Annotated in this window: 5 protein-coding genes; 1 reads left to right on the top strand and 4 read right to left on the bottom strand. The window is 73.7% G+C overall.

What is annotated here, in order from left to right:
• Positions 1–26: 26 nt before the first annotated feature.
• The 4 genes from ABZ848_RS32415 to ABZ848_RS32400 form a co-directional block, all read right to left on the bottom strand.
• Positions 27–5,525, bottom strand: a complete 5,499-nt coding sequence (locus ABZ848_RS32415; RefSeq protein WP_360837669.1) for a beta-ketoacyl synthase N-terminal-like domain-containing protein — start codon at positions 5,523–5,525, stop codon at positions 27–29.
• Positions 5,525–14,590: a beta-ketoacyl synthase N-terminal-like domain-containing protein gene (locus tag ABZ848_RS32410; RefSeq protein ID WP_360837668.1), complete on the bottom strand. Its 9,066-nt coding sequence runs from the start codon at positions 14,588–14,590 to the stop codon at positions 5,525–5,527. The genes ABZ848_RS32415 and ABZ848_RS32410 overlap by 1 nt, the downstream gene beginning before the upstream one ends.
• Positions 14,591–14,699: 109 nt before the next feature.
• Positions 14,700–16,067 (bottom strand): NAD(P)/FAD-dependent oxidoreductase, encoded by a 1,368-nt coding sequence (locus tag ABZ848_RS32405; protein WP_360837666.1) that lies wholly within the window; start codon positions 16,065–16,067, stop codon positions 14,700–14,702.
• Positions 16,068–16,146: 79 nt separating this feature from the next.
• Positions 16,147–16,404, bottom strand: a complete 258-nt coding sequence (locus tag ABZ848_RS32400; RefSeq protein WP_360837664.1) for an acyl carrier protein — start codon at positions 16,402–16,404, stop codon at positions 16,147–16,149.
• Between the two features lie 218 nt (positions 16,405–16,622).
• On the opposite strand from ABZ848_RS32400, the gene ABZ848_RS32395 reads away from it, so the two are divergent.
• Positions 16,623–17,423 (top strand): 4'-phosphopantetheinyl transferase superfamily protein, encoded by an 801-nt coding sequence (locus ABZ848_RS32395; RefSeq protein WP_360837663.1) that lies wholly within the window; start codon positions 16,623–16,625, stop codon positions 17,421–17,423.
• Positions 17,424–17,679 lie beyond the last annotated feature (256 nt).

The following is a 17,679-nucleotide window of genomic DNA, read 5'->3' as shown; positions in this document are numbered from 1 at the left end:
AGTGGTCGGGGCGGAAGGCCGGTCGGTCACGCCTGGGCGGCGGGCGCGGGGTGCTTCGCCTCGACCAGCTCCAGCAGATGGGCGCCCCAGTGGATGCCGGGGCAGGCGAAGAAGTCGCGGCTGCTGATCTCCAGGCGCAGGTCGTCCCGGCAGCGGCTGATCAGCTCCATCACCATCAGGCTGTCCAGGCCCATGTCGGCGAGGCGGGTGTCCTCGGTCAGGGTGTCCAGCTCCATGCGCAGGATCGCGGAGAGCTGGACGCGGATGTACTCGTTGAGCTCGGCGAGCCGCTCGGCGTACGGGAGACCGATCAACTTGGCGGTCAGCGGCCCGAGTTCGGGATCGTCGCCCGCACCGCCGGTGGCGGGCGCGCTGCGGATCTCGGCGAGGACCGGCCGCTCCCGGCGCGCCTCCATCAGGTCCCGGAACAGCGCCCAGTCCGCCGCGCACACCGTGCGGTGCGCGACACCGTCGGCGATTGCCGCGCCGAGCAGCTCCAGCGCGTGCTCCGGGTCCAGCTGGACGAGCCCGATGGAGCGCAGGAACGCCATCACCGAGTCGTCCGCGAGGCCCGACCGCGCGCCCCACGGCCCCCAGCTGACGGTCGTGGCGGCCAGGCCCCGCAGGTTGCGGAAGTGCGCGAAGGAGTCCAGGAAGGCGTTGGCGGCCGAGTAGCCCGCCAGATGCTGCGAGCCCCACACCGACGCGATCGAGGAGAAGGACACGAACAGGTCCAGGTCCTGGTCGACGGTCGCGTTGTGCAGCGCCCAGGTGCCGTCGGCCTTCGGGCGCAGGCAGCGGTCGTACGTCTCCGGGTCGCTCTCCCGCAGGAACTGCGGCTCGGACAAACCCGCCGCGTGTACGACGCCCCGCAACGGGCGTCCGGCCAGGCCGAGTTGGTCGGTCAGCGAGCGCAGCGCGATCTCGTCGCAGACGTCGATCGCCTCGACCCGCACCTCCGCGCCCTGCGCCTCGATGCGCCGTACCCCGGCGATCTTCGCGGCCGTCGCGTCGTCCAGGTCGGGCGACTCCCAGCGGGAGCGGTCCGGCAGTCCGGTGCGGCCGATGAGGACGACGGTGCCCGCGCCGGAGCGGGCGAGCCACTCGCCGACCAGCAGACCGAGGCTGCCGAGACCGCCGGTGACGAGGTAGCTGCCGAGGTCGCTCAGCCGCAGCGGCGGGCGCTGCTCGGCCGGCGCGACCGGGACGAGGCGCGGCACCAGGATCTCGCCGCCGCGCCGGGCCGTGAGGTCCTCGGCGGTCTCGGTGGCGAGCAGCGTCGCGATCTGCTCCGCCTCGTCCGCCGCACCGCGCGGATCCAGGTCCAGCAGACCGCCCCACAGCTCGGGATGCTCCAGCGCGGCCACCTTGCCGAGCCCCCACAACGGCCCTGCGGGCACGCACAGTTCACGCTGTCCGGCCCCGGTCCACTGGGCACCCCGGGTCACCGCCCACATCCGGGTCGGCGCCTCCCGCTCCGCCAGCGTCCGCGCCACCGCCAGGAACACGTGCTCGACACTCTCCCGCGCCAGCCGCACCGAGTCGGCGTCGAACCCGGACACCGGCAGCTCCAGCGCCCCGAGCAGCACGACGTGCTCGTACGTCCCGTTCAGCTTCAGGGCGAGTACGGCCGTGTCGGCGGCGGCGTCCGAGCGGGTCACGTCGGCGCCGCGCAGCACCAGCTGCTTGGTGACGTCCTCGGCGAGCTCACCGCCGCCCAGCAGCAGCACCCGCTCCCCGCGCAGGCTCCGGGTGGTGAAGCGCGCCGGGTCGGCGGGCCGCCAGACCTCCTCCCACACCGTCTCGGCGTGCTCGGCGCGCGCCGGTTCGGGCGCGGCGGGCTCGGCCGACGGGCGCAGCTGCACGTCCCGCATGGCGATCAGCACGCTGCCGTCGGCGCCCAGGATCTCCAGGCCGCCGCGCAGCCCGCCCTCGCCGGGGGAGGGGGCTGAGCGCTCCGCTGGATGTGCGGCGGTGTGTCGTGGCTCGTCTGCGGCGCCGTCGTGGCTGGTCGCGCAGTTCCCCGCGCCCCTTTGGGGCGCTGCCGAACCGCAGCCGACTTCGCCCGGCCCGCTTAGCCAGCCGTGGACGTAGCGGCGGGTGCCCGTCGGGACCGCGGTCGGCAGCGCGGCAGCGGGCTCGGGGGCGTGCTCCGACTGGCGCAGCAGGCCCAGCGTCAGGTCGAGCAGGGCACCGCGGGGGAGCTTCTCGGCCTCCTGGTTGACCTCGGCGAGGACCTCGCCGGGGCCCTGGTAGACCTCGTTGACGACCGGCTCGGCCCAGGCCGGCACGCTGATCCCGGCCGGGTCGGCCGGCACGCAGCGGGCCCGGATGGACTCCAGGTCGCCGCCCGTGTCGGTGGGCGGCCGGCGCACCAGCACCCCGCGGGCGTGCAGCCGCCAGCTGCCCGACTCCACCGACTCGACGCCCTGCCGCGAGAAGCACAGGAACAGCGAACGGCCCTCGTCGTCCTGCGGCAGCACATACACCCGTATCTTCGCGGGCCGGTGTTCCGGGTCGAGCAGCAGCGGCTCGCCCACCACGAACCGGTCCACCAGCCGGGGCTGCGCGCCGGGCAGCTTGGCCGCACCGGCCAGCGCCCAGTTGCAGAACCCGCCCGCCGACACCTGACGGCGGCCGTCCGGGCCGGTCTGCACGAACACCTCGGAGAGCTGGTCGAGTTGGGGCGAGAAGGTGGGCGGCCCGGACATCAGATGGCCCTCGAAGAGCGCGCCCGGGCCCTCGTCGGCGGGCAGCGCCGACGCCTCGCCGGACGGGTCGCCGTCGTTGAACCAGTAGCGCTCGCGCTGCCACGGGTAGCTGGGCATGGTGGTACGGCGGGGCTGCTCGGCGGCGTGCACGGCCTGCCAGTCGACGACGACCCCCCGGTGGTGCAGGGCGCCCAGGGCCTGGCCGACGATGTGCGCGTCCTCGCGGTCCCGGCGCAGCGAGGGGATCCACGCCACCCCGTCCTCGGGCAGGCAGCGGGCGCCGAGCCCGAGCAGGACAGGGGCGGGGCCGAGCTCCAGGAAGGTGCGGCAGCCCGTCTCGTACAGGCGGGTGACGCCCTGGTAGAAGCGGACCGGCGCCAGCACGTGCTCCGACCAGTAGGCCGGGCTCAGCTGCTCGGGACCCCACTCGCGGCCCGTGACGTTCGAGATGATCGGGTACTTCGGCTGATGGAACGTCAGGCTCTCGGTGACGGACCGGAATTCGTCGAGCATCGGTGCCATGAGCGGGGAGTGGAAGGCGTGCGAGACGTTCAGCCGCCGGTGCTTGACGCCCCGCGCCGCGAGTACGCCGACCACCCGGCCGACCTCCTCCTCGGGCCCGGACAGGACGACGTCCGTCGGCCCGTTCACCGCGGCGACCGAGGTCCCGGGCAGCGGGCCCGCCTCCGCGAGCGCCGCGCGCACCGACTCCTCGTCGCAGACCAGGGTCTCCATCACCCCGCCCGCGGGCAGCGCCTCCATCAGCCGGGCCCGCGCGGTCACCAGCCGGGCCGCGTCCTCCAATGAGTGCACCCCGGCCACGCAGGCCGCGGTGATCTCGCCCAGGCTGTGCCCGATCAGCGCGCCGGGCCGCACACCCCACGCCTCCCACATCCGGGCCAGCGCGTACTCCACGGCGAACAACGCGGGCTGCGTGAAGCCCGTACGGTTGATCCGCTCACCGTCCCCGGCGCCCGCGAGGACCGGCCCCAGCGGCTCGTCGAGATACTGGTCCAGGGCCGCCACGCACTCGGCGAGCGCTTCCGCGAACACCGGCTCCGTGGCGGCGAGTTCGGCCGCCATCCCCGCGTACTGCGAGCCCTGCCCGGTGAACAGCCAGCCCACCCTGCGTGCCTTGGCGCCGGCCGGACCGTGCACGGCCACCTGCTCGGCCCGCTCGCCCGACGCGAACGCGGCCAGCCCGGCGGCGAGTTGGTCGCGGTCGCCGGTCACGGTCAGCCCGTGCTTCATCCGGGCGCGGCCGACGTGCGTCGAGTAGCAGATGTCCGACAGGGTGCGTGGATCGGCCGCGCGCACCGGAGCCTCGTAAGCCCGTGCCATCGCCCGCAGTGCCTCGGGGCTGTTGGCGCTGAGGGTCAGCAGTCCCACCTCGCGCGGGTTGCCCTCGCGGGGTGCGGGCCGGGGGGCCTCGCCGAGGACGGCGTGCGCGTTGGTGCCGCTCGCGCCGAAGCTGCTGACGCCGGCCAGCCGCGGGCCTTCGGGCCACGGCGTGTCGACGGTGGTGACCTTGACGTTCAGCAGCTCCCAAGGGATCTGCGGATTGGGGTCGTTGAGGTGCAGATGCCTCGGCAGGGTGTCGTGCTGGAGCGCCAGGACGACCTTGAGCATGCCCGCGGCGCCCGCGGCCGGCTCCAGGTGGCCGATGTTCGTCTTCACCGAACCGACCAGCAGGGGACGGTCGTTGGGGCGGTTCACGCTGGTGATCGCGTTGAGCGCCTGGAGTTCGATCGGGTCGCCGAGCTGGGTGCCGGTGCCGTGCGCCTCGACGTAGGAGAGGTCCTCGGCGGCGACCTCGGCGTTCTTCAGCGCCGAGGTGATGACGTTCTGCTGGGCGGCCGGGTTCGGCACGGTCAGACCGCTGCTGCGGCCGTCGTGCTCGGTGGCCACCCCGCGCACGACGGCCAGGACGCGGTCTCCGGCCGCCTCGGCGTCGCTGAGCCGCTTCAGCACGAACAGGGCACCGCCCTCGCCGCGCGCGTACCCGTCCGCGGAGGCGTCGAAGGTCTTGCAGCGCCCGTCGGGCGACAGCGCCCGCAACTTGCTGACCAGCACGAACCCGTACGGCGACAGCATCAGGTTCACACCGCCCACCAGCGCGGTGTCGCAGGCCCGCGAACGCAGGCTCTGCACCGCCTGCTCCAGCGCCACCAACGAGGACGAGCACGCCGTGTCGATCACCATGCTCGGGCCCTGGAAACCGAAGGTGTACGAGACCCGGCCGGCCAGGAAGCTCGGCTCGCCGATCAGCTGGTAGGCGTCGACGTCCGCCATCGCGCCCTTCTGCTGCCGCATCCGGACGTAGTCGCTCGTACTGGCGCCGAGGAAGACACCCACCCGGGAGCCCTCCAGCTCGGCGGGCGGCAGACAGGCGTTCTCCATGGCCTCCCAGGCCAGTTCGAGCACCAGGCGCTGCTGCGGGTCCATGCCCGCGGCCTCGCGGGGCGAGATGCCGAACACCGTCGGGTCGAAGGCGTCCACCGGGCCGTCGAGGAAGTTCCCGGACAGGGTGTACGCCGTGCCCGGGTGGTCCGGGTCCGGGTGGTAGAAACCGGCGACGGAATGCCGCTCCTCGGGGAACTGCGACGTCAGGGAGCGGCCGTCGGACAGGGACTGCCAGAACTCCTCGGGGCTCGCGCCGCCCGGCAGCCGGCAGGACATGCCGATCACCGCGAGCGGCTGGGCCCGTTGCAGCTCCTGGACGCGGGCGCGCAGGCTGCGGATCGTGCCGAGCGAGTCCTTCAGCCGGCCGCGCAGGACGTCCTGGCTCGGCTGCTCGGCGTGGCTCTTCGTCATCAGTTCTCCTCAAACCCGAAGTTCTGTGAGTCGGAGATCTCCGCCTCCAACTGGCGTAGCAGTTCGTCGTCGTCGAGATCGTCGAGGTCGCCCGTGCCCTCGGCGGCGGCCGGTTCGGCGGGCCCGTCGTCCTGGCCTGCCCGGTCCGGTGCGTCGGCCGGGTAGCCGAGGCGCTCCAGCAGATGGGCGGTGAGCGCGAGGGCCGTCGGGTGCTCGAAGGCGACCGTCGAGGACAGCTCGACGTCCAGCTCGCGGGCGAGCCTCAGCCGCAGCGTCAGCGACATCACCGAGTCCATGCCGAGATCGAAGAAGCCCTGGTCTGCGCGGAGTTCGTCCTCCGGGAGCCCGAGCACCGCGGCCACCTGCCCGCACACCCAGTCCAGCGTCCGGTCCCGGCGCTGCTCGGGGTCGAGGGCGTCGAGGCCGGCCACGAACCCGGTGCCGTCCGCGCGCTGCGCACCGCCCAGCACCTCGGCGAACAGCCGCCGGTGCGGGGCGTCGGCGAGCGCGGTGCGGAACTGCTGCCAGTCGACGTCCGCGACCGCCCAGTGCACCGAGTCGTCCCACGCCAGCAGATCGAGCGCGGCGACCAGGTCCTGCTCCTCCAGCGGGCCGATACCGCTGGTCTTCAGCAGTAACGTCGTCCGCTCGTCGAGGAGTTCACTGCCGACCAGCGGCATCAGCTCCAGATGCGTCACCGGCAGCCCGGCGGCCCGGCGTCGCGCCGCGAGCGCGCGCAGCGACCAGTCGGAGGGCGCGGAGGCGCCGGTGACGGCACCGCCCCAGGTGCCGGGCACGGAACCGAGCAGCACGAACAGCCGCACGGGGTCCTTGGCGGTGAGCCGATGCAACACCTCGGCGGTCTCCGCCCGGTTCAACTCGCCCCGCAGGACGGCCTCGGTGGTCTCCTCCAGCGGTACGGCGGCGCCGGGCGAGCCCGCGCAGACGACGGAGGCGATACCGCACTCGGCACGCAACTCCTCGACCAGGAAGGCGAGTTCGGGGCGCGAGCCGTGGGTGGCCGCGGTGCGGATCTCGACGCCGAGGTCGCGCCAGGCGGCGATCCGGTCGGGTGCGGTTCCCGCAGTTGACACGGACTCGGTGTCGACCAGGACGACGCGCCGGGCGCCGGCACCGATCAGCCAGTCCACCGCGCACGGGGCCAGCGCGCCGCCCGCACCCGTGACCAGGTGCCAGCGGTCGGCGGGGAGGGTCCTGCGCGCGGTCCGCTGCGGGGGTGCGCCGCGGACCAGGGAGCCGACCTGGACCGCCGAGTGCTCGATCCGGACGTGCTCGTCGCCGGGCGCGCCCAGCAGACGGGTCACCAGGGTGCGCAGTTCCTCCGAGCTGCCGTGGGTGAGGTCGACGTGTCCGCCCCACGCGTCCGGGCGGGTCATCGCCAGCGTGCGGCCGAGCCCCGCGTGCGCGCCCTGGTTGCCGTCGGGGTAGCCGGCGTGCCCGGTCGGCAGCAGCGCGTGCCGGGTGACCAGCCAGAGGCGAGCCGTCGGCCCCTCAGCCTCGGCCAGCGCGGCGGTCAGCGCGACCGTCGAGTGCCAGCCGGCGGGCCGCGAGTCGAGGTCCTCCAAGGGCCACAGGTCGCAGATGCCGGTGGTGGGTTCGTTGGCGTGGACGGCGAGGAGGGTGTTCCAGGCGTCGCGGTCGGTGGGGTCGAGGGTGAGGTCGCGTGGGTCGGCGGTGGACGGGGTGGTCTGCCGGTCGCCCGGGGTGGTGATCGCCGGAATGGCCTGGGCGTCGGTGAGAGCGAGAGCCCGGCCGCCACCGGCCCGCGAGCGCACCCGGCGCACATCGCAGCCGGCCGCCCGCAGCTGCTCGGCCACCGCTCCGGCCAGGTGCTCCGTGTCGCCGCACACCAGCCAGCGGGTCGCGGGCTGGGCGGTGCCGTCCTGGTCGGTGGATGCCGACCGCTGGCCCGCCGGCGTCCACACCATCCGGTACAGCAGGCTCTCCAGCCGGTCCCGCCCCGCGTCCGCGGCCACCGGTGCCTCGGGGGAGGACACCCGCAGCCCCGCCAGCTCCAGCACGGCACGGCCGGCCGCGTCGAACACGGTCAGATCCGCTTCCGGCGCCCCGTCGGCACCGGGCCGCACCGGCCCACGAAGCAGTCGTACGGTGCCGTCGACCGCGGCCTTGACCCGCACCGACCCGATGCTCGCGACGCGCGCTTCGGCCGCCCGCTCGGTCGTGCCGTCGGCGGTCAACCACAGGGCCAGCCGCAGCAGTTCGGCGGGCAGCCGGTGCCGCGCCGCCGCGTCCGGCATCCGCACGGTGACCTCGGCCAGCCCCCGGCCACTGCCCGCCGACTCCACCCCGAGGGCGGGGAAGGCGTCGGCGAGCGTGGCCCGGAGGGGCTCGTCGTCGGCGAGGGGGTCGGGCGTGTGGGCGTGGGCCGAGCCGGGCCGGAGCTCGGCCGGTCCGGCCGGGCGCGCGGTGCTGTGGGACGAGGTGGCGGCGAGGTCCGCGCCGGGCTCGGGGGCGAGCGTCGCGTCCGCGGCGGGGCTTTGCGCGGCGGAAGTCTTTGCGATGCTGCCGTGCGCGGCGGAAGGTTCTGCGGTGCCGGAGGCAGGCTTCGCGGTGCTGCCGCGCGTGGCGGTCGTGTCCGCGGCCGTCCCGTGCGCCGCCGCCAGGTCCGCGGCGCTCACCGCCGTATCGAAGCCGCTGCCCGTCCCGAAGTCCTCCGCCGCCCCCACCGTCGCGCTCAGTGCCGGATCGAGCGGTGCGTCCTCCGCCAGTGAGCGCAGGACCAGTGTGGACTGGCGGGTGTCCGCCACCGCCTGCAGTGTCGCGCGGTTGTCGGTGTCCGTGCGGGGCGGGGTGCCGAAGCGTATGTCGCTCAGGGTCGGTGTCGCCGAGCCGGTGGCCGCTGCCGTCGCGAGGGCCGCCTCCAGGAGGGCCGGTGCCGACACCGTCGTACGGGAGCCCTCGCCCGTTGTCTGCCAGGGGCTGCGCGTGCCGTCGACCGTCACCGGGACCAGTGCCGTCCAGGGGGCGTTCGCCGGGCGGACAGGGGGGCCGACCAGCGTGCCCGTGGCGGATGTGCGGTCCACCGGCAGGTCCGGGAGCCGGTGTTCCTTGCGCTGCCAGGGGTAGGGCGGGACGTCCACCACGCTGCGGCCGGGTCCCGCGAACGCGGCCCAGTCGACCGGCACCCCGTGCGCGTGCAGCGCACCGAGCGTGGTCAGCAGCGCGCCCACCTCGTCCTCGTCGCGGACCAGCGAGGGCAGCACCGGCGGGCGCCCCGCGCCGGCCGAGGCGAGGGACTCCTCGGTGCCGGAGACCAGCACCGGATGCGGCGACACCTCCACGAACACCCGGTCCGCCGCGTCCTCGACCGCGCTCACCGCGTCCTGGAAGAGCACGGTGTCGCGCAGATTGCGGCCCCAGTAGGCGGCGTCGAGGTCGAGGCCGGACACCTCGCCGCCCATCACCCCCGAATACAGAGGGATTTGGGCCTCGGCGGGAGTGAGGTGCGCGAGGCCGGACACCAGGCGCTCGCGCAGCGGTTCCATGAGGGGCGAGTGCGGGGCCACGGGGACCTTGACCCGGCGTACGAAGACGTTCGCCTCGGCCAGCTCCTCCGTCAGCTCCTCCAGCGCGTCCACATCACCCGCGACCACCGTGGTGCGCGGCCCGTTGATCGTGGCGATGCCCAACTTGTCCTCGTACAGCACCAGATAGGGCGCGAGCTCCTCCCGGCCGAGCCCCACGACCACCGAACCGCCGGTGCCGACCAGCGTGTCCAGCAGCCGTGAGCGCAGGCAGAGGATCTCCGCGGCCTGCGCCAGCGTCAGCGCCCCGGCCGCCCAGGCCGCGGCGACCTCGCCCATGCTGTGCCCGACCACCGCGGCCGGCTCGACTCCCCAGCTGCGCCACAGCTCGACCAGCCCCACCTGCACGGTGAAGATCAGCTCCTGCGGGATGCCCTCGTCGAACGGCCGGCTGTCCGGCTCCCCGCGCAACGAGGCCAGCGGCGACCAGCCGATCCACTTGCGCATCTCCTCCTCGCAGGCCAGCACCGCGTCACGGAACACCGGTTCGCTGTCGAGGAGTTGACGGCCCATGCCGGCCCACTGCGAGCCGAAGCCGGAGAACACGAACACACAGGAGCGGGGGGCGTCGGCGGTCCCGGTGAGCCAGCCGGGGTGCTCGTTGCCCTTGGCCAGGGCGCGCAGGGCCGACCGGACCGAGACCACGTCCCGGCCGACGGCGACCGCACGGTGGTCGAGGTGACTGCGGCGCGCGCCCGCGGTGTACGCCAGGTCGGCGAGCGCGTGCGCGTCGGCCGACTCCAGCAGGTCGAGATACTGGCGGGCCGCGGCGGGCAGAGCCGACTCGTGGGCCGTGGAGAGGGGGAGGGCGAAACGGGCCGCAGGCGCCGCCTGTTGGGCCGTCTGGTGGGCCGCTTCCACAGGCGCTTCGGCGACCAGGATATGCGCGTTCGTGCCGGTGAAGCCGAAGGAGCTGACGCCCGCGATCCGGCGACGGCCGGGCTCGGGCCAGCTGTCCGCGCCTTCTGCCAGCGCCAACCCCAGTCGCTCCCAGGGCACTTGGGGCGTCGGACGGGTCGTGACGCCGACGTGCCGTGGGATCCGCCCGTGGTGCACCGCCAGGACCGCCTTGATCAGGCCGGCCATCCCCGCGGACGCCTCCAGGTGCCCGATGTTGGGCTTGGCGGAGCCGACCAGCAGCGGGGCGACGCCGTCCGTGCCCTGTGGCCGCAACGACTGGGCCAGCGCCCGCAGTTCGATCGGATCGCCGAGCGGCGTGCCCGTACCGTGCGCCTCCGCGTAACCGACCTCGGGTCCGCTCAACCCGGCCTGTTCCAGGGCCTGTTGGATCAGCGCCCGCTGTGCCGTCCCGTTCGGCACGGTCAGCCCGCTGCTCGCACCGTCCTGGTTCACCGCGCTGCCGGGCAGCACGGCGTACACCCGGTCGCCGTCGGCCAGCGCGGCCGACAGCCGCTTCAGTACGACCGCCCCGGACCCCTCGCCGCGCAGATAGCCGTCGGCCGCCTCGTCGAAGGTGCGGCACTGGCCGGACGGTGACAGCGCGCCGCCGGCCGACACCGAGACCGGGATGACCGGACTGAGGATGACGTTGACGCCGCCGGCCACCGCGAGGTCGCTCTCACCGGAGCGCAGGCTCTGGATCGCCAGGTGCACCGCGGTCAGCGAGGAGGAGCACGCGGTGTCCACCGCCATGCTGGGGCCGGTCAGGCCGAGGAAGTACGACAGCCGTCCGGCGGCCCCGGCGAAGGAGTTGCCGGTGCCGTAGTAGAGGTCGACGTCCTGGAGGCGGTTCGCGACCTGCTGGGAGTGGTCGGAGCTGTTCATCCCGACGAAGACGCCGGTCGCCGAACCGCGCAGCCGGTCCCGGGTCGCCCCGGCGTCCTCCAGGGCCTCGTAGGCGACCTCCAGGAAGAGCCGGTGCTGCGGGTCGAGGCTGCGGGCCTCGCGCGGGGAGACCCGGAAGAAGGCCGCGTCGAAACCGCGGACGTCGTCGAGATAGCCGCCGCGCAGGGAGGTGATCGTGCCGGGCGTCCAGGGGCCGTCGGCCAGGAAGGCCTGCCCGTCCCAGCGGTCGGAGGGCACGTCCCGGATGACGACGCGGCCGTCGAGCAGCAGCTGCCAGTAGTCACCGACGGAGGGGCTGCCGGGGAAACGGCAGCTCATGCCGACGACGGCTATGGGGTCGTCAGTGGGGGAGGAGGCGGGGGTGGGTTCGGCCAACGGGGGCTCGGACACGGCGAGTTCCGCACTCGGCGAGGCCTCGGCGGAGGGCGCCTCCTCGGCGCTGCCGGCCGCCGCCTCCCGCTCCGCCACCTGCGGCAGCAGATGGTCCACCAACTCGTCCAGGCAAGGCCGTTCGAACGGCGTGGACAGCGGTATGTCCAGGCCGAGTTCCAGACCGAGCCGGTCCACGAACTCCACGATGGTCAGCGAGTCCAGCCCCAGGTCGGCGAAGCCGCGCCGCGGCGGGATGCGCCGGCCCGGATCCTGCCCGAGCACCCCGGCGAGCACCTCGGAGGTGCGCCGCATGAGCGACCTGCGCAACCGGTCGGTGCCGCCCGCGGGCGAGTTGTCCGCCGCCGCCCCGCTCCGCCTCCTCGCGGTGGCGGCGGCGGACTGATCGACTTCCCGGTCGGCCCCGTCGGGGGTCGGGGCCGTGACCGGGGAGTCACCGGCGGAGGGGGGGATCTCCACCGGAGTCGTGAGTCCTGCTCCTGCGACGACCGGAGTCGTGAGGTCCGCTCCGGCGGCCACCGGTGCCGTGTCGTCGGCCAGGTCGAGCTGCCGGGCCGGCCCCAGCGGCCTGCCCGACTCGTCGATCAGCTGCACCGCCAGCCGGGCCGGCCGCACGCCCGCCTCCGGCCGCGCCCCGGCCGCGTACTGCATGCCGGGCGTCACCTCCGGCAGCCAGAACGACTCGTGCTGCCAGGGATGCCGGGGGAGGTCGGTCAGCCGTCCGGGCAGCAGCTCGTCCCAGCGGACGTCCGCGCCCGCGCAGTGCAGCTCGGCGAGGGCGGCGAGCAGGGTGGCGCCGCCGTCGGTGTCCCGGCGCAGCGAGCCGACCGCGACGCCCTGCCGGCGCAGGGCGGCCAGACCGTCGTTCAGCGGTCGTACGAGCGTCGGGTGCGGGCCGATCTCGACGAAGTCGGCGCCCTGGCTCGCGATCAGGTTCCTGACGGCGGGCCAGAAGCGCACCGGGCGCAGCACGTTGGCCGCCCAGTAGTCCGCGTCCAGGACGGCCGGCGGCTCGTCCGGCGAGACCGTGGAGACGAAGGCCTCCGGGCGCGGAGTCGGCGTCAAGTCGGCCAGTTCCGCACGGAGTTGCTCGGCGTACGGGGCCATCGCCGGGCTGTGGAAGGCGTAGTCGCCCGGTACGAAGCGGGCCGAGACCGACCGCTCGCGCAGCAGCGCGGCGATGGCCGTGAGGTCCTCCTCGGACCCGGCGAGCACGGTCGCGGCCGGTCCGTTGACCGTCGCGACGGTGACCGCCCGCCCGGTCCCGGCCGCGGCCTGCAGCGCGTCCTCCTCCGACAGCGCCACCGCGAGCATCCGCCCGGTCCCCGCGGCGGCGCTCATGATGCGCCCGCGCCGCACGGCGAGGTCCAGCGCGGTGGGCAGGTCGAGCGCGCCGGTGAAGCAGGCCGCGGAGATCTCCCCGAGGCTGTGCCCGATCACGTCGGTCGGCTCCACGCCCCGCGCCCGCCACACCTCGGCGAGCGCCAGCTGGAGTGCGACAACGGCGGGTTGGGCCAGTTCGGTGGCCGCGAGGTCGCTCTCCCCGAGCAGCGCGCGCAGCCCCGGCAGCCCGGCGCCGCGCAGCACCTCGTCGCTGCGCTCAAGAGAGGCCGCGGCGACCGGCTCCCGGTCCCACAGATCCAGGCCCATGCCGCGCCACTGCGAGCCCTGCCCGGAGAAGACGAACACCGTCCGGTGCCGGCGCCGCGGCTCGGCGGTACCGGTGACGGTCCGCTCGTCGGGCTCGCCCTGCGCCAACTCCCGCAGCGAGGCCCGCAGTTCGTCCGCGTCGGCGCCGATCACCGTGGCGCGCGCCTCGTGGTGGGAGCGCCGTACCGCCGCGGTGTGCAGGAAGTCGGGCAGCGGGGGACGGTCCTCGGCGTCCAGCGCGTCGGCGAGGTCCCTGGCCCGCTCCTGGAGCGCCTGCTCACTGGAGCCGGACAGCAACAGCACCTGAGGGCCCGGCTGTTGGGGCAGGGTCGGCTCGGTCTCGGTGGCCGGGGCGGAGAGCAGCAGGTGCGCGTTGGTGCCGCTGAGCCCGAAGGCGCTCACACCGAAGAGCGTCTCCTCGGTCGCGCCGTCGACCGGCACGGGCTCGGCGGAGATGCTGAGCGGCCCGTCGCCCCAGGGGATCGCCGGGTTGGGCGTGCCGAGGTGCAGTTGCGGCGGGACCAGCCGGTGGCGTGCCGTCAGCGCGGTCTTGATGAGCGCCGCCACACCGGCAGCGGCGTCGGTGTGGCCGAAGTTGGCCTTGTGCGAGCCGATGTGCAGCCTGCCCTCGCGGCCGGGCCCGAAGACCTGCTGGAGCGCGTACGCCTCGATCGGGTCGCCGAGCGGGGTGCCGGTGCCGTGGGTCTCCACGAACGCGACCTGCTCCGGCGTGGCCCCGGCCCGCGCGAGCGCGTCCCGCAGCAGGGCCTCCTGCGCACCGGCGTTCGGCACGGTCAGACCGGCGCTGCGCCCGTCGTGGTTGAAGGCGCTGCCCCGGATCACCGCGAGCACCCGGTCACCGTCGGCGAGCGCGTCGTCGAGCCGCTTCAGTACGACGACCCCGCAGCCCTCACCCCGTACGATCCCGTCCGCCGCGGCCGAGAACGGCTTGCAGCGGCCCGTGGGGGACAGGGCCTGCACCTTGCTCATGAAGATGGACAGCTCGGGGGCGGCCAGGATGTTGACGCCGCCCGCGAGCGCCGTGTCGGCCTCGCCGCTGGCCAGGCTGCGGCAGGCCAGGTGGACGGCGACCAGGGAGGAGGAGCACGCGGTGTTCACCGCGAGCGCCGGGCCGTGCAGGCCCAGGGTGTAGGCGACCCGGCCGGGCGCGAAGCTGAACTCCTTGCCGCTCGCGTAGTAGGGGTCGATGGCCTGCACACCGCGCGTCTTGGAGTGCAGCAGCGTGTAGTCCATGCCGAGCATGCCGAAGAAGACCCCGGTGCGGGACCCGGCGAGCTGCGGTTTCGTCAGTCCCGCGTGCTCCAGCGCCTCCCAGGAGACCTCCAGGAGGAGCCGCTGCTGCGGGTCCATCTCGCGGGCCTCGCGGAAGGAGATGCCGAAGAAGTCCGCGTCGAACTCGTCGAGTCCGGGCAGCACGCCGGCCCAGCGGCAGTAGCCGGTGCCGGGCGCGGCGCCGTCCTCGCTGATGTACTCGGGGCCCCACCGCTCGGGCGGGATCTCCCCGATGACGTCGACGCCGTCGCGCAGCACGCGCCAGAACGACTCGGGATCGACCACACCGCCCGGGTAACGGCACCCGATGCCGACGAGAGCGATGGCCGGGTCGGTACTGGCTGCGTTGCGGGCGGGCATGGATCCCCCTTGTTCCGGAGCGAACGGACGGGTCGTGGTGAGGAGAGAGAAGGGGAGGGGCCGGGCGGCGCGGGGTGCGCGCCGCGCCACCCGGTGGGGGCCGTACGGGCTAGAACTTCGCCGCGGCCGACGGCGCCTTGAGCGTGCCCAGGTACTTGTGCCAGAGGTGGGTGGGGTCCTTCTCCACCGCCTCGACGATGTCCCGCATCGCCGCGAGGGCCTTGGGCTCGCCGTCGTACACATCGCCCTGGAGCATCTTCAGTACGTCCAGGCGGTAGCGCGGGTCCTGGACGAACGCCGTGAACAGGATGTTCAGGCGGTAGTAGATCGAGATGAACTCGTACCAGTTGTTGACCGCGCCGCGGAGCGTGTTGACGTACCCGTCGAAGCGCTCCTTGCGGAAGTCGCCGGCCTTGTGGGCGGCGATGATGTCCGCGGCGGCGAGGCGCGCGCTGTTGAGCGCGACGCTGACACCGCTGGAGAAGATCGGGTCCACGAAGCGTGCCGCGTCACCGATCATCACGAGCGAGTCGTCGGCGATCTTGGTGAGGGCGTAGCTGTAGTCGCCCTCGGCCTTGAAGTCCTTGACCCGCTTGGCGTTCTTCAGCGCGTCCTGGAGGGCGGGGCGGCTGCCGATCGTGTCCCAGAAGAAGGTCTCCAGGTCGTTCTTGGCCTCCTTGAACCGGGCTTTCTGGGTCACGACACCTATGGAGGTGATGGTGTCGGTGATCGGGATCTGCCAGACCCAGGTGTCCTCCAGCGGGAGGAAGTGGATGAAGATGTAGTCCGCCTGGTCCTTGTCGACCGCGAGCGCCTTGCGGTCGAAGTCGTCGAACCAGGTGTGCACCGCGTACTGGTTGAAGACCGGGTCCGGCTCCTTGACCTTGAGCTGGTTGCCCATCATCGTGCGGCGGCCGCTGGCGTCGATCACCATGCGCACCGGCACGCCGACCGGCTGGTTGCCGACCTTGGCCTGGATGACCGGGCGGTCGCGGTCGGTGAAGTCGACGCGGTTGACGCGGACGCCGTGGTAGACCTTCGCGCCCAGGCTCTCGGCGTGCTGCAGCAGGATCTGGTCGAACTTGCCGCGGTCCACGTGGAAGGTGTGGTCGCGGTCGACGCCGGCCTGGTCGCGCTCGCTGAACAGCACCTCGGCGGCGCGGAAGTCGTGGTGCAGGCCGGTGAAGCCCATGTGGTCGATGTCCCGGTCCTCCGCGGAGGTCCAGGCGGCACCGTACTTCTTGGGGAAGCCGGCGGCGTCGACCTTCTCCATCGCGCCGGTCTCGATCAGCACCGGGGTGGTGGCCGGCACCAGGGACTCGCCGACGTGCTCGCGCGGAAAGGTCTCCGACTCGAAGACCACCACCGACAGGCCCTCCTTGGCGAGGTAGGAGGCGGCGGTGGAACCGGCCGGGCCGCCACCGATGATGCCGATGTCGTAGTCGTAGGACGCCTGGTTCTCGGATGCCTCGGACAAGGTGTTCTCCTGTCGTGGTGTGGTGTCGGGCGGTGTTCCGCGGCGGCCGCGCAGTACGTGCCGGCCGTGTGCGCGCGGGTCAGCGGAGGGTCAGCACCAGGTCCGTGATGCTGTCCAGGTTCTGGAAGTTGGTGCCGGTCAGCTCGGTCGGCGGGATGTTGGTCCCCAGCTCGTCCCGGATGTAGGTGAGCAGCTGGGCCGTGTTCATCGAGGTGAGAATCCCCCACTCCAGGAGCGGGGTGTCCGGCGCGAGGCCCTGCGGGTCGGGCTCGGCGAGCAGCCGCTCCTGGATGAACTCGGTCAGCTGGGTGAGCAGTTCTTCGCGGTCACTGGCCACGCCGTGCCTCCGATTATTTCAACGCCTGATGATGTCATTTCCTGATGAACTCTACTAGTGTTGAGTTCTGCGTCAAGGGGCCAACTGCGTGGGATGAACCCGAGGTTGGAGGGGCGATGAGTGCGGTGAGACACGGCGTTACGGGGGGCCCGCCACCCGGCGAGGTGCATGTGTGGGTGATCCCGGAGCCTGCTGCCGGACCCCGGCGGGAGGCGCTCGTGGACCGCTGCGCCGGGCTGCTGTCGCCGGAGGAACGGCGGCGCTGGGGCCGTATCGTGCCGGGCTCGCGCGTGCTGTACGCGTGCTCGCACGCGGCGCTGCGGGCGGTGACGGCGCTGTACGGCGGCCGTTCAGCGTCCCAAGTCGCTTTCGCAACGGGAAAGTTCGGCAAGCCGTATGTCTCCGGCGACCCCGGCCTGCGGATCAGCCTCTCCCACACGGAGGGCCTGGCCCTGGTCGCGGTGAGCCGGGACGGGCCGGTGGGGGTCGACGTGGAGCGAGTACGACCGCTGCGGGACCCGGCGGGGCTGCGCCGGCAGATCTTGTCGGGGTGGGAGGCGGCGCGGTGGCCGGAGTCCGAGGGAGACGAGGACGGCCGGCACGGCGTCGCTGCGCAAGGCGCCCTGTACGACGGCTTGTTCACGCGCTGGGCCTGCAAGGAAGCGGTGCTGAAGGCGCTGGGCAGCGGGCTCGCGGGGGACCTCACGGCGGTGTGGGTGACACCGGGGGAGCGGCGCGGTGGGCCGGTGCGGTTGCACCGGGTGCCGGGGGGCGCTTCGCGTGCCTGGGGGCTGCAACTCGTCGACGTCGGGCCGGAGTTCAGGGCGGCGGTGGCGGTCGCGGGTGGGGGTGAGGTGGTACGGGTGCTGGGGATGCCGTCAGGCGCCGGGCCCGCGCAGCTGACCGCCGGGCTCGCTGCGGCGGCCGTCACCCCAACCAGCGCCCCCTACCGCCTCGCCCCCGCACGGCACCATCCGGGCAGCCCGGCACCGCTCATCCCGGCCGACGCGCTCCCGTGAGGACCCGACCGTGCCCCGCCGCACCGCCGACCGGACGGCGTACCTCGGGCACCCGCGGGCCTGCCTCGGCCACGTCATGAACGGCGCCCCCTCGCCGACCGCCCCGGCTGGCCTCCGCGCCCTCGGTGTTACGGACTTCGATACCCGCTGTTCCACTCGCCGGAATGCGCACCTGTGCCTCCGCCTGTGCGGCCCCGGCTGCGCCTTGTCCCGCCCCCGCCCCGCTCGACGGCCCCTCAGCGCTCCCGTGCATGGG

Source organism: Streptomyces sp. NPDC047081 (genome assembly GCF_040643775.1).
In the GTDB taxonomy this organism is placed as follows: domain Bacteria; phylum Actinomycetota; class Actinomycetes; order Streptomycetales; family Streptomycetaceae; genus Streptomyces.
The sequence above is the reverse complement of the archived record's forward strand: the minus strand, read 5'-3'. Positions and strand labels throughout refer to the sequence as shown.